This window comes from Kitasatospora sp. NPDC059577 (assembly GCF_042735475.1).
Taxonomy (GTDB): Bacteria; Actinomycetota; Actinomycetes; order Streptomycetales; family Streptomycetaceae; genus Kitasatospora.
On sequence record NZ_JBHWBZ010000023.1, the window covers coordinates 62,227 to 74,690 of the forward strand.

The window sequence follows — 12,464 nt, forward strand, 5'->3', positions numbered from 1 at the left end:
GTGCCTGCCGGCGCCGCCCGGCCGCGCGCCCCCCGCGCCGCGCCGGCGCGCCACCCCCCCCCCCCCCGGCGCCCCGGGGCGGCCGTCCCCCCGCGCCCCCCCCGCCCCTCTCGCCGTGCGGGGACCCGTCAGGGGCGGTCGGCGTACGAGCCGCTGTGGTGCGAGCCCTGGGGCGGGACGGTGCCGTGGTGGCCGGGCCGCCGCCCGTGCGGGTGACGGGTCAGGTGGTAGCCGAGAACGCCCGCCAGCGCGGCCAGGAAGCCGCCGCCGATCGTCCAGTACCAGCGGCTGTTCCAGCCGGAGAACCAGCCGGTGTACCAGTGCTCCTCCTCCGCGACCGGGGCGGCCGCCTTGGCGGTGCTCGCGCCGCCGCCGGCCGGCGGGACCAGCGGGGCCTTCAGCTCCCCGCCCTCCGGCTGGGCGTTGTCCGAGTCGCCCTTGGCGGCGACGTGCAGCCGGACGGAGGAGGCCAGGCCGAGGTCCGGCTGCGGGACGTCGGTGACCGACAGCCGCACGTAGTAGGTGCCGGGCAGCGGGTCTCCGGACCACGGCTCGGCCCAGGTGCGGACCTCGCGCAGGGTGCAGTCGAGCGCCAGCGTGGCGGTGCCCTGGTCGGCGGTGGCGTTCTGGGTGCCCGCGGTGCAGGCCTGGCGGCGGCGCAGCCCGTCGAAGACCTCGACGGACCAGGTCTGCGGGCCGTGCCGGTCGTTCGCGGGAGCCAGGTTGACGCTCAGGCTGACCGTCGGGGTCTGCCCCTCGGAGGCGCCGAACGCCCAGTACAGGTAGTCACCGGTGGAGACGGCGACGTTGGCGTCCTGGTTGGGGGAGAGGTTGACCGCGGTCAGGAACGAGGTGCCGGCCTTGGTGGCCGGGGCCGGGGTGCCGCTCGCGCTGGCCGAGGGGGACGGCGCGGCCGAGGCGGCCGGCGCGCCCAGGGCGAGGGCGGGCAGCAGGGCGAGGGCGCCGAAGGCGCCGCGGATCATCGTACGCATGGTCAGTTCTCCCGCCAGACGGCGATCCGCCACCGTGCGATCCAGCCGAACAGCAGACCGCAGACCAGGCCCGCGAGGGTGAGGGTGAGCAGCAGGATCCAGCCGCGGCCGAGGCCCATCGCGGCGCCCTCGGGGGCGGGCGAGGAGGAGGCCAGGTCCACGGTCAGCTCCAGCGGCAGGCCGGGGTCGGCCTGCACGCCGGCCTGCGGGGCCAGCGAGTTGCTGACGACCAGGCAGACGGCGGTCTCCGGCTTCTCCTTCGGGTCCTTCGAGGCGGAACCCGGGCTCGCGGTGACGTAGCCCTTGGAGTCGGCGGTGGACCAGCGCAGGCCGGTGGAGATCACGTCGGTGCGGCTGCTGCCGGCGTCGGTGCCGCGGACCAGCTCCTGGCCGGCGGCGCTGGTGGCCTGCAGCAGGACGCCGTAGTCCCGGGCCACCGGGCGGTCCAGCGCGACGCTGACCGAGGCGCGCAGCTCCTGGCCGGCCTTGACCGGGACCTTGTAGACGCGGTGCTCGGAGAACTTCTCGCGGTCGGTGTAGACGCCCGGGGCGAGCACCGGGGCGCTCTCGCACTTGTCGGTGCCGGAGGTCTTGACCGGCGTCACCGTGTAGGTGTCGTTGGAGCGGTCGACCAGCTGCTTCACCTTGTCGGTGAGCTGCTCCTGGGTGCGCACGTCGGTGTAGGTGCCGCCGGTCGCGTTGGCGATGCAGAGCAGCTGCTGGCGGGTCTTGTCGTCGTGGGCCAGGCCGAGGGTGTCGACCACCAGGTGGATGCCCTGGGAGGCGAGTTCGCGGGCGACGTCACAGGGGTCGGGCGGGGTGCAGGTGTCCTCGCCGTCGGTGATCAGCACCACCCGGCGGGTGGTCTCGCCCTTGCCGAGGTCCTGGGCGGCGCCGCGCAGGGCCAGGCCGATCGGGGTCCAGCCGGTGGGCCGCAGGGTGGCGACGGCGGTCTTCGCCTCGACCTTGTTGGTCTTGCCGACCGGGAACAGCTGCTTGGTGTCCTGGCAGCCCTGGACCTTGTCGTTGCCGGGGTAGGTCGCGCCCAGGGTGCGGATGCCGAACTCGGTCTCCGCGGGCAGCGCGTCGATCACCTCGTTCAGCGACTGCTGGGCCACCGAGATGCGGCTCTTGCCCTGGATGTCGGTGGCGGTCATGGAGCCGCTGACGTCCAGGATCAGGTCGACCCGGGGGGCCTCCTTGGGGGCGGGGGCGCCGGCTGATGGTTCGTCGGCGTGGGCGGGCAGGCCGAGGAGCAGCGAGGCGCCCGTTATCGCCAGGGCGCCCAGCAGGCTGCCGAGCCTGGTCTGTGGTCGTCGTCCGGTAGTCACCCGGCCGATCCTAGGGATCATCAGTTCGCCATGGCGAAACGGGACCGGATCGTGCACCCACCGACTCCGGTGCGACCTCCGGCGCGACCTCGGGCGTGAACTCCGGCGCGCGGCAGCGCAGTCCGGGCTCACAGCGGCCTTACACGTCGTGGATAGCCTTCTGGGTCGGTGGACGGATCGGGGGTCGCATGGAGCTGACGGCGGTCGGGAAGCGGTACGGGCGCGGCGGGCGGTGGATCCTGCGCGGGGTCGATCTGTCCGCCGGCCCCGGGGAGTTGGTGCGGATCGCGGGGGCGAACGGGAGCGGCAAGTCGACGCTGCTGCGGCTGGCCGCCGGGATCGAGCGGCCGAGCGCGGGCCGGGTGGCACGGCCCGGCCCGACGGCGTACGTACCCGAACGCTTCCCGCCGGCGTTGCCGTTCGACGTCGTCTCGTACCTGGTGCGGGTCGGCCGGGTGCACGGCCTGTCGGCGGATCGGGCACGGCGGCGGGCGGGGGAGTGGCTGGACCGGTTCGGCATCGCGGACCGGGCGGGCACCCCGCTGAGCCGGCTGTCCAAGGGCACCTGCCAGAAGGTCGCGGTCGCCCAGGCGCTGCTGGCCGAGGCCCGGGTGCTGCTGCTGGACGAGGCCTGGACCGGCCTGGACCCGCAGGCCCGGGCGGTGCTGGACGAAGCGGCCGCCGAACGGGCGGCGGCGGGCGGCACGGTGCTGTTCGTCGACCACGACCCGGCCCGGCTGGAGGGACTCACCAGCGCGGCGTACCTGGTTGGCGCGGACGGCGCGCTGCGGCCCGCCGAGGACGCGACGGCGGTGCCGGCGCGGGGCGGTCCGGTGATGGAGGTCGAGGTGGACGTCCCGGACGGCGCCCCGCTGCCGGACCGGCTGCCGGGAGCGCCGGAGCGCACCGCGCTGGCCGGGACGGCGGTGCGGCTGGCGGTGCCGGCCGCGCACTCGGACGCGCTGCTGCGCCGGCTGCTGCTGGGCCGCCCGGCGGTCCGGGTGCTGGCGGTGCGGGCGTGCGGGGAGACGGGGCCGGGGACGAGCGAGGGGGAACGGTGACGGGGCAGGTCGGCCCGCTGGCGCGGTACCACCTGGAGCTGCTGCTGCGTTCGCACGCGTGGCTGCCGCCCTTCCTGACGTACGTGCTGCTGCTGGTGATCGGGGTGCAGGCGGGGGACCCGCTGCTGGGCAGCCTCGGCCTCGGCGCGGGGCTGCTGCTGCCGGTGAGCGCCTGGTGCGTCCGCGGCGCACTGGCCGCGGAGCCGCCGTCCTCGCGGGCCTGCCTGGTCGCGGCGGCGGGGCCGGCCCGGGTGCACCTCGGCGCGTTGCTGGCGGCGCTGACGGTCTCGCTGGTGCTGGCGGTCGGGCAGGTGCTGGCGGTGTGGTGGACCGCCGGGCCGGTGGCGAACCGGGGCGCGACGGCGCAGCCGGAGGTCGGCTCGGCACTGCTGGCCGGGCTGCTGGCTTCGGTGGTCTGCGCGCTGCTCGGGGTGTCGGCCGGGGCGCTGGCCGACCGGCCGGTGCTGATCCGCGGGCCGTACGGCATCCCGGTGGCGCTGACGCTGGCCACGCTGCTGCTGGTGGTGCCGGTCTCGCCGGCCAACGCGGCGGTGCGCGGCCTGGTGGAGGCGGCCCGGACGGGCCGGGTCGCGGTGCCGTGGGTGCAGCTGCTGCTCGCCGTCGCGCTGCTGGCCGCCTGCTGCGCGGGCGTCGCGGCGCTGGCGGGGCGGCGGCCGGAGTGAGCGGACCGGACCGGGCGGGGTCGGCGCTGGTGGCGGCGGTGGCGGTGGCGGACGGTGACGCCTCGGACGGCCCGGGTGGCGGCCCGGCTGCGCCGCTCGCCCGCTCGGTGGTGCGGGCGGCGCTCGGCCGATGACCCCCGTGACCGCTCTGAGCTGCTGCTTTATCGGGTCAGCGGTCGATGCGCCGTTTGCGAAGTGTCCGGTTTGTACATCAATATGTGCCGATTTGGACAATGCGCGTACCCGGACTGTTCGTTTGCGACACTGGTGCTTTCGCCGGGTACTGTCCCATCTTTGTTCGGTTGGTCCACAATGACACCCCCTCGGGGGGATCGGGCGACCAGCCGTCAGGACACCCTCCCCCGCCCAGAAGGACCGCCGTTTTGGCCAGCAACACCCTCGGTGCGCGTCTGCTGCGACGCAAGCCCGTCTCGACCCTGATCGCGGAGAGCGAGGGGCGTGACGCCCTTCCGGCCGGCGCGCCCGAGGAGGGCGGCCGCTCCGGCATCCACCTGCGCCGCTCGATCGGCCTCTGGCAGCTGTCCTCGATCGGCATCGGCGCCACCATCGGCACCGGCATCTTCTTCGTGCTGAACACCGCGGTGCCCTCGGCCGGCCCGGCCGTCATCCTGTCCTTCGTGATCGCCGCGATCACCGCCGGACTCACCGCGCTCTGCTACGCCGAGATGGCGTCCGCGATCCCGGTCTCCGGCTCCTCGTACTCCTACGCCTACGCCACCCTCGGCGAGGGCGTGGCCTTCGGCGTCGGCATCTGCCTGCTGATGGAGTACGGCGTCTCCGCCTCCGCGATCGCGGTCAGCTGGGCGGAGTACCTGAACAAGTTCCTCGACCTGGCCTTCGGGGTCAAGATCCCCGAGGCACTGTCCGGCGCGCCCGACGGCACCCACTGGTTCAACCTGCCGGCGCTGCTGCTGGTCGCCATGGTCTGCGTCCTGCTGATCCGCGGCGTGAGCGAGTCGGTCAAGGTCAACGCGGTGATGGTCGGGATCAAGATCCTCATCCTGATCCTCTTCGTCGGCGTCGCGCTGACCGGCTTCCACTCCGGCAACCTGACCCCGTTCATGCCGCTCGGCATCGGCGGCGTGCAGGTCGCCGCCTCCAGCATCTTCTTCTCCTTCATCGGCCTGGACGCCGTGTCCACCGCCGGTGAGGAGGTCAAGAACCCGCGCCGCACCCTGCCGATGGCGATCATGATCTCGCTGGTCGTCGTCACCCTGCTCTACATCCTGGTCGCGCTCGCCGGCATCGGCGCCCAGCCCTGGAACAAGTTCGACGGCCAGGAGGCCGGCCTCGCCCAGATCCTGCAGGACATCACCGGCCAGACCTGGCCCGCGATGGTCTTCGCGATCGGCGCGATCATCTCGATCTTCAGCATCACCCTCGTGGTGATCTACGGCCAGACCCGCATCCTGTACTCGATGGGCCGCGACGGCATGCTGCCCAAGCGCTTCGCCGAGCTCTCCCCGCGCACCGGCACCCCGATCTGGAACACCATCGTGGTCGGCGTCGGCGTGGGCGCGCTGGCCGCGTTCGTCCCGCTGAACGTCCTGGCCGACATCACCAGCCTCGGCACCCTCATCGCCTTCTCGGTGGTCTCGATCGGCGTGATCGTGCTGCGCCGCACCCAGCCCGACCTGCCGCGCGGCTTCCGGGTGCCCGGCTACCCGGTCGTCCCGCTGCTCAGCGTGGCCTTCTGCATCTACCTGATCACCGGCCTGCACGCCGACACCTTCCGGGCCGGCGGGATCGCCCTCGCCGTCGCCGTGGTCGTCTACTTCGGCTACAGCGTCAAGCACTCGCGGCTGGAGCAGGCCGAGCAGCCGGAGGCCGTTCCGGCCGACCGCACCGCCGACTGACCCCCAGGCGAATCCGACGTGAAGGGCCGCCGACCGACAGGACACCCGGCGGCCCTTTTCGTGCCGTCACCCGCCCAGTGCCCGACGCCATGGCGACAGGGCCGGGCCCGCACCCATAACCTTCCACCATGGTGAGCACCCGCACGCCCGGCTTCTCCCGCCCGCGCGGCCGCTTCACCGGCCGCCGCAGAACGCCGGCCCAGACCTTCGCGACCGAGACGTCGTCCGGATCAGGACGACCCCCGAGAGGCTTCTCGACCCGGCCGTTCCCCCGCCAGCGTGGCGAGAGCACGTTTCCGCCCACGCCCGATCGGCTGAATCCCGCCACGCTCGCCGGTCTCGCCTCGATGCGGACCGTCCAACTGCTCGGCTGCCTGATCGCGGCCGGCTGGGCCGCCGCCTTCCCGCTCGTCTCCGACCTGGCCAACCAGCGGCAGTGGGGCCTGATCGCGGCCCCCGCCTACGCCCTGGCCGGACTGCTCTGCCTGACCCTGCCGCGCCGCTTCGCGGCCCGTGCCGCCGCCGCGGTGGCCCTCGTCGGCGCCGTGCTCCTGCCGCTCGGACTGCTCGCCCTGCACGGCCGCCACCAGTCCGAGGTCATGGTGGTCGAACGCTCGGCCCACCTGCTGCTCACCACCGGTGACGTCTACCTGCCGCACCCGGTGGTGGTCACCGACTACAACCCGTACCTGCCGGCGATGGCCCTGTTCGGGCTGCCGCGCCAGCTGCTCGGCGACTCCACCGCCTTCGCCAGGGTCGCCGGGGACGCCCGGATCTGGTTCGCCCTGACCTTCTTCGTCTGCCTGCTGGCCGCCTGGCGGCTGCTGCGCCCCTCCCGCCCCGGCGGCGACCCGCGCGCGCCGCTGCTTCCGCTGGCCGTCCTCACCGCCTCGCCGCTGATAGCGCTCGCCTTGGTGGTCGGCGGGGTGGACCTGCCGCTGATCGGCGTCTGCTGCCTCGCCATGGCGCTCGCCGAGCGGGACCGCACCGTCGGCGCCGGACTGGTGCTCGCCCTCGCCTGCACCCTGAAGTGGACGGCCTGGCCCGCGCTGCCCGTCGCCGTCCTGCTGCTCTGGCGGCTCTACGGCCGCCGGCCCGCCGCCCGCACCGCGCTGATCGGGACCGGGGTGAGCGTGGCGGTGATCCTGCCCTCCGTCCTGACCCAGGCGGACGCGCTGCGCGAGCAGGTGGTGCGCTTCCCGCTCGGGATGACCGCGATCCGCACCCCGGCGGGCAGCCCGCTGCCCGGCAAGGTGCTGGCCGGGTTCGGGCCGACCGGGCACACCATCTCGCTCGCCCTGATGACCGTGGCCCTGATCGGTGTGGCGATCTGGCTGCTGGCCCGGCCGCCGGTCTCCGCGATCGCCGCCGCCGACCTGCTGGCTGCCGGGCTCGCGATCGCCTTCATGCTCGCCCCGGCCGGGCGGTTCGGGTACCTGGCGCTGCCCGTGGTCCTGGTGATCTGGCCCCGGCTGGCGGCCCGGCGCTGGAGCAGCCGGCGCCCGGCCCCGCCCGGCCTGGTGCCGGACGTGCCGGAGCCCGCCCTGCCGCGAGGCTGAGCGGGCTCCGTGAGCGGGCGGGCCGGTGCCGGGGAGGCGTCCGGGGACGGCCTCAGCGGCCGGCGGCGGCCTTCAGGATGCCGGCCACCGCCGGGCCGGCCGCGTCGACGCCGTGGCCGCCGCCCTGGACCTCGGCGGCCACCGCGATGTTGCCGCGGAACGCGGTGAACCAGCTGTTGGTGGTGGACGCGCCCTGGACCTCGGCGGAGCCGGTCTTGGCGCCCGCGTTGTCGGTGATCCCGGCCATCACCTGGCTGGCCGTGCCGCCGACGGCGGTGGCGTTCATCATCGCGCGCAGCTTGCCGGCGACGTCCGGCGAGATCTGGCGGGCCGCGGCCTGCTGCGGCAGCCCGGCGACCAGGATCGGCTGCTTGAACGCCCCGCTCTGGACGGTGGCGGTGATCGAGGCGATGGCCAGCGGGTTCATCTGGACCTTGCCCTGGCCGATGTAGTTCATGGCCTGCTCGTCCTTGCTGCCCGGCGTCGCCGGGATCTTGCCGTCGGCGTTCGGCAGGCCGGTCTTCCACTCCAGGCCGATGCCGAACACGTCCTTGGCCGTGCCGGACAGCGTCTCCGGCTTGAGGCTGGTCAGGCCCTGGTTGATGAAGGCCGTGTTGCAGGACACCATGAAGTCCTGCTGGAGCGTGTTGTTCGGGAAGGCGCCCGGGAAGTCGTTCGGGATCGCGACCGCGTTGCTGCTCTTCTCCGGGCAGGCCACCACGGTGTCCGGGTTGATCCCGGCCTCCAGCAGCGCCGCCGAGGTGACGATCTTCATCGTCGAGCCCGGCGCGAGCAGCCCGGTGAAGGCCCGGTTCTGACCGATGGAGGGCGAGTTGGCGAAGGCCAGCACCTGGCCGGTGCTCGGCTCGATCGCCACGACCGAGCCGGGCTTGCCGCCCAGGTCGGTCATCGCCTTCTCGGCGGCGGCCTGGACGGTGTTGTCGATGGTCACCTTGAACGGCTTGCCGGGCTTGGGCTCGACGATGGTGAACAGCTTGTCCGAGGGGCCCTTGCCGGCCGGGTCGTTGATCACCACGGCCTTGCCCGCGTCCTGGTCCCTGGTCGGGTCCGGCGGGAGCAGCTTCTGGGAGTTCTCCTGGACGCTGTTCATCAGCGCCGCAGTGAGCGAGGCGGCCTGCAGCTGCTTGCCGTTGCGGTCGACCACGGTGGACGGCGGGGCGAAGACCGGCTGGGTGGCGATGGTCTCGTTGCCGGACAGGTGCGGGTGGATCACCGACGGCGCCCAGTGCACGGCCGGGGTGTTGTCGCTCATCTTCACGACGCCGAGGAAGCCCTGGTAGTCCCAGGCGCGGCTGGTGCCCTCGAACTCGGCACGGGCCTTGAAGCTCATCAGCGTGCCGGTGGGCCCGGGCGCGGCGGTGGCGGACGGCGAGTCGGTGGCGCCCGGGGCGCCGGCCGACGGCGTCGCGGAGGCGCCGGCGGTGGGCTTGGCCGGGGCCGGGGTGCCGGTGGCGGCGGAGAAGACCTGCTGGGTGGTCGGACCGGTCGGGGTGAGGGTCAGCGCGCTCGGCTTCACCTGGTCCTTGAACGCGGTCAGCGCGGTGGTGGCGGCGGCCGGGTCGTCGGTCAGCGAGGCCGCCTTGGCGATGTCGCCGGCCGCCCAGGCCGCCAGGAAGTCCTTCGCGCCGGCCGCCGCCTGGTCGGCCGAGGGCGGCTCGGCGACCACCGTGCGGGCCTTCGCGCCCCCGGACCCGGAGTCCGAGCCGCCCATCAGGCTGTACGCGGCGTAGCCGCCGCCCGCGAGGACGACGATGGACACGCCGGTGATGATGCCGATCTTCGCGCCACTGCGCATGGTGCAGTTCCCCCAGGGGTCTCGCGGCCGGGCGCAACCGGCCGGGGCCGGAAACGCGGTACGCCCCCACCCTAGGCAGCCGGAATCGGTGCGCCGACGAAACGCCCGGGACTTGTGACGGATCTGGTACGTGTCGTGCACCGCATACGGACGAAACGCGGGGACGCGGTGTGCGCCGGAGCGCGGGCGGGGCACCCGGCGGCGGACCCGGCCGTCAGATCCAGGTGTTGAACCACATCCGGCGGCGCCAGTCGTCCAGCGGGATGGTCTGGCCGGTGAAGAGCGGGAAGAAGAACAGGAAGTTCCAGACGATCAGCAGCACCAGCAGGCCGGCCGCCGCGGAGCCGATGATCCGGCGGTCCCGGGAGGCGTCGGCGGGGCCGATCAGGGCGCCGATCAGCATCGTCACCGCGAGCACCAGGAACGGGACGAAGACCACCGCGTAGAACAGGAAGATCGTCCGCTGCTGGTAGGCGAACCAGGGCAGGTAGCCGGCGGCCAGGCCGCACAGCAGCGCGCCGGCCCGCCAGTCCCGCCGGAACGCCCAGCGCCACAGGCAGTAGACCAGGGCCACCACGGCCGTCCACCAGAGCAGCGGGGTGCCGATGCCCAGCACCTCGCGGGCGCAGTCGGCGACGGTGCAGCCGGCCTGGCCCTGCTTGGGGGACTCGTAGTAGAAGGACACCGGCCGGCCCAGCACCAGCCAGGACCACGGGTTGGACTGGTAGGTGTGCGGGTCGCTCAGGTGGGTGTGGAACTCGTAGACCGTCGTGTGGTAGTGCCACAGGGCGCGCAGGCCCTCGGGTATCCACGGGAAGTCGGTGGAGCGGCCGACCGCCCAGTCCCGGCCCCAGCCGCCCTTCCCCGGGGCGTTGCTGCTGGCGAACCAGCCCCACCAGGACGCGACGTAGACCGCGATCGGGAGCACGACGAGCGAGACGAAGCCCGGTGCCACGTCCCGGGCGAGCACCGCACGGTACGGGCGCGGGGCGCCGGCCAGGCGGCGGGCGCCGACGTCCCAGAGCACGGACATCAGGCCGAACGCCGCCATCACGTACAGGCCGCTCCACTTGGTGGCGCAGGTCAGGCCGATGCAGACGCCGGCCGCGATCCGGTACGGGCGCCAGCCCAGGCCCAGCCGCTGGGCGAGCTCCGGGTCCGCCACCCCGCCCAGCCGTTCGGCGAGCAGCCCCCGGGTGCGGTCGCGGTCCAGCAGCAGGAAGCCGAAGGCGGCGACGATCCAGAACATCACCACCAGGTCCAGCAGCGCGGCCCGGCTGAGCACCAGGTGCAGGCCGTCCACCGAGAGCAGCAGGCCGGCCACGCAGCCCAGCAGGGTCGAGCGGAACATCCGGCGGGCGATCCGGGCCAGCATCAGCACCGACAGGGTGCCGAGCAGGGCCACCGCGAAGCGCCAGCCGAAGGGGTTCATGCCGAACAGCTGCTCACCCGCGCCGATGATCCACTTGCCCACCGGCGGATGGACCACGTACGAGGGCGCCGCCCGGTACGGGACGGCCGCGCCGGGCGTCATGATCGTCGTGTTGGCGTCCTCCGGCCAGCTGATCTCGTAGCCGCCGTGCCAGAGCGCGTAGGCGTCCTTCGCGTAGTACGTCTCGTCGAAGATGATCGCGTGCGGCTGGCCGAGGTTCGTGAAGCGCAGGATCCCGGCGAACACCGCCACCGCGACCGGGCCCAGCCAGCCCGCCCAGCGGCACAGGAAGACCCACAGGCCCTGCGGCAGGGAGAAGCCCAGGCGCAGCAGCAGCGGCGACTGCGGCACGTCGCGCGGGGTCACCCGGGGGCCGTCCGGCATCGGCGGCACCAGGCGCTCGGCCAGCGGCACCGTCGGGCGGGCGCGGTAGCCGTGGCCGGCCAGGCGCTCCCGCCACGTGGGGGCCGCGGGGACGGCGGGGGCGGCGGACCCCGCCGGGCGGGGTGACGGCACACCGACGCCGCCCCGCGCGGAGTGGTCCGTACCCGTGGGCGTCTGCGCCGCCGTGTCGCCGTTCATCCGCCACATCGTAGGGGCGCTCTTCGTACGCGTGTCCGCTCCCTCGGAAGCTGCCCGAATCGTCACCAAAAGCCCCGCGCGGCGGCAGCTGGAAGGATGGGGCCCGTGACAGGAGTACTCGTTCTCGCAGGCACCCCCATCGGCGACGTCTCGGACGCCCCGCCCCGACTGGTCAACGAACTGGCCACGGCGGACGTCATCGCGGCGGAGGACACCCGGCGGCTGCGCCGGCTCACCCAGGCACTCGGGGTGACCCCGGCCGGCCGGGTCGTCTCGTACTTCGAGGGCAACGAAGTCGGCCGCACCCCCGAACTGGTCGACGCGCTGCTCGGCGGCGCCCGGGTGCTGCTGGTCACCGACGCCGGCATGCCCTCGGTCTCCGACCCCGGCTACCGGCTGGTCGCCGCGGCCGTCGAGGCCGGCGTCAAGGTCACCGCGGTGCCCGGGCCGTCTGCGGTGCTCACCGCGCTCGCACTGTCCGGCCTGCCCGTCGACCGCTTCACCTTCGAGGGCTTCCTGCCGCGCAAGACCGGCGACCGGGCCCGGCAGCTCGCCTCGGTCGCCGCCGAACCGCGCACCATGGTCTTCTTCGAGGCGCCGCACCGCATCGCCGAGGCGCTGGCCGCGATGGCCGAGGCGTTCGGACCGGAACGTCCCGCCGCCGTCTGCCGCGAGCTCACCAAGACCTACGAGGAGGTCAAGCGCGGTCCGATCGGCGAACTGGCGGCCTGGGCCGCCGACGGCGTCAGGGGCGAGATCACCGTCGTCGTCGCCGGAGCCCCGCCGGCCGCGCCGCAGGAGCTGACCCCGGCCGAGCTGGCCCGGCTCGTGGCCGTGCGCGAGGAGGCGGGGGAGCGGCGCAAGGAAGCCATCGCGGCCGTCGCGACCGAGCTCTCGCTGCCCAAGCGGGAGGTCTTCGACGCCGTCGTGGCGGCCAAGAAGGAAGGCCTGGACGCGGCTCCGAAAAAGGGGTGAATTCCGGGGGTTGCGTTGCGCACGGGTAGTCGTACCTTGGAGGGAAGGCCCCGGTAAACACCCGCTGAGCTGAAGTTTCGGTCGCGGTTTTCGGTCCCTGGGAGGCCCTTCGTATAGGGCTTCCCAACCCGCATCCAATTCTTCACAAGCGGGGCA

General features: G+C 73.8%; 10 protein-coding genes. 6 read left to right on the top strand and 4 right to left on the bottom strand.

What is annotated here, in order from left to right:
* Nucleotides 1-128 precede the first annotated feature (128 nt).
* A complete protein-coding gene (locus ACFV0O_RS19765) occupies nucleotides 129-992 on the bottom strand; it encodes a peptidase (protein ID WP_380343261.1) in 864 nt (287 codons plus the stop codon).
* 2 nt (nucleotides 993-994) lie between these two features.
* Nucleotides 995-2,323 carry a VWA domain-containing protein gene (locus ACFV0O_RS19770; RefSeq protein ID WP_380343264.1) on the bottom strand — a complete coding sequence of 443 codons (1,329 nt, stop codon included), beginning with the start codon at nucleotides 2,321-2,323 and terminating at the stop codon, nucleotides 995-997.
* A gap of 188 nt (nucleotides 2,324-2,511) precedes the next feature.
* On the opposite strand from ACFV0O_RS19770, the gene ACFV0O_RS19775 reads away from it, so the two are divergent.
* The 5 genes from ACFV0O_RS19775 to ACFV0O_RS19795 all read left to right on the top strand — a co-directional run bounded on the left by ACFV0O_RS19775 (nucleotide 2,512) and on the right by ACFV0O_RS19795 (nucleotide 7,503).
* A complete protein-coding gene (locus ACFV0O_RS19775; protein ID WP_380343267.1) occupies nucleotides 2,512-3,384 on the top strand; it encodes an ATP-binding cassette domain-containing protein in 873 nt (290 codons plus the stop codon).
* A complete protein-coding gene (locus tag ACFV0O_RS19780) occupies nucleotides 3,381-4,067 on the top strand; it encodes an ABC transporter (protein ID WP_380343270.1) in 687 nt (228 codons plus the stop codon). The genes ACFV0O_RS19775 and ACFV0O_RS19780 overlap by 4 nt, the downstream gene beginning before the upstream one ends.
* Nucleotides 4,064-4,201 carry a hypothetical protein gene (locus tag ACFV0O_RS19785; protein WP_380343273.1) on the top strand — a complete coding sequence of 46 codons (138 nt, stop codon included), beginning with the start codon at nucleotides 4,064-4,066 and terminating at the stop codon, nucleotides 4,199-4,201. Before ACFV0O_RS19780 ends, ACFV0O_RS19785 begins: the two co-directional genes overlap by 4 nt.
* A 249-nt stretch (nucleotides 4,202-4,450) precedes the next feature.
* Nucleotides 4,451-5,944 carry an amino acid permease gene (locus ACFV0O_RS19790; RefSeq protein WP_380343276.1) on the top strand — a complete coding sequence of 498 codons (1,494 nt, stop codon included), beginning with the start codon at nucleotides 4,451-4,453 and terminating at the stop codon, nucleotides 5,942-5,944.
* 128 nt (nucleotides 5,945-6,072) lie between these two features.
* On the top strand, nucleotides 6,073-7,503 hold the full coding sequence (locus ACFV0O_RS19795) for a glycosyltransferase family 87 protein (RefSeq protein WP_380343278.1): 1,431 nt from the start codon (nucleotides 6,073-6,075) through the stop codon (nucleotides 7,501-7,503).
* 52 nt (nucleotides 7,504-7,555) lie between these two features.
* Here the strand turns inward: ACFV0O_RS19795 and ACFV0O_RS19800 are convergent, their stop codons facing one another.
* Both ACFV0O_RS19800 and ACFV0O_RS19805 read right to left on the bottom strand, forming a co-directional pair.
* Complete coding sequence (locus tag ACFV0O_RS19800; protein WP_360259269.1) at nucleotides 7,556-9,319, bottom strand: penicillin-binding transpeptidase domain-containing protein; 1,764 nt, start codon at nucleotides 9,317-9,319, stop codon at nucleotides 7,556-7,558.
* Between the two features lie 214 nt (nucleotides 9,320-9,533).
* Complete coding sequence (locus tag ACFV0O_RS19805) at nucleotides 9,534-11,342, bottom strand: dolichyl-phosphate-mannose--protein mannosyltransferase (protein ID WP_380343280.1); 1,809 nt, start codon at nucleotides 11,340-11,342, stop codon at nucleotides 9,534-9,536.
* A 96-nt stretch (nucleotides 11,343-11,438) separates the two neighbouring features.
* Here ACFV0O_RS19805 and rsmI point away from each other — a divergent pair, with 96 nt between their 5' ends.
* On the top strand, nucleotides 11,439-12,308 hold the full coding sequence (gene rsmI, locus ACFV0O_RS19810; protein ID WP_380343282.1) for a 16S rRNA (cytidine(1402)-2'-O)-methyltransferase: 870 nt from the start codon (nucleotides 11,439-11,441) through the stop codon (nucleotides 12,306-12,308).
* The last annotated feature ends 156 nt before the right edge of the window (nucleotides 12,309-12,464 follow it).

Coding starts and splice junctions, on each gene's coding strand:
- ACFV0O_RS19765 (WP_380343261.1), bottom strand. CDS start 992: ATGCGTACGATGATCCGCGGCGCCTTCGGCGCCCTCGCCCTGCTGCCC.
- ACFV0O_RS19775 (WP_380343267.1), top strand. CDS start 2,512: ATGGAGCTGACGGCGGTCGGGAAGCGGTACGGGCGCGGCGGGCGGTGG.
- ACFV0O_RS19795 (WP_380343278.1), top strand. CDS start 6,073: ATGGTGAGCACCCGCACGCCCGGCTTCTCCCGCCCGCGCGGCCGCTTC.
- ACFV0O_RS19800 (WP_360259269.1), bottom strand. CDS start 9,319: ATGCGCAGTGGCGCGAAGATCGGCATCATCACCGGCGTGTCCATCGTC.
- ACFV0O_RS19805 (WP_380343280.1), bottom strand. CDS start 11,342: ATGTGGCGGATGAACGGCGACACGGCGGCGCAGACGCCCACGGGTACG.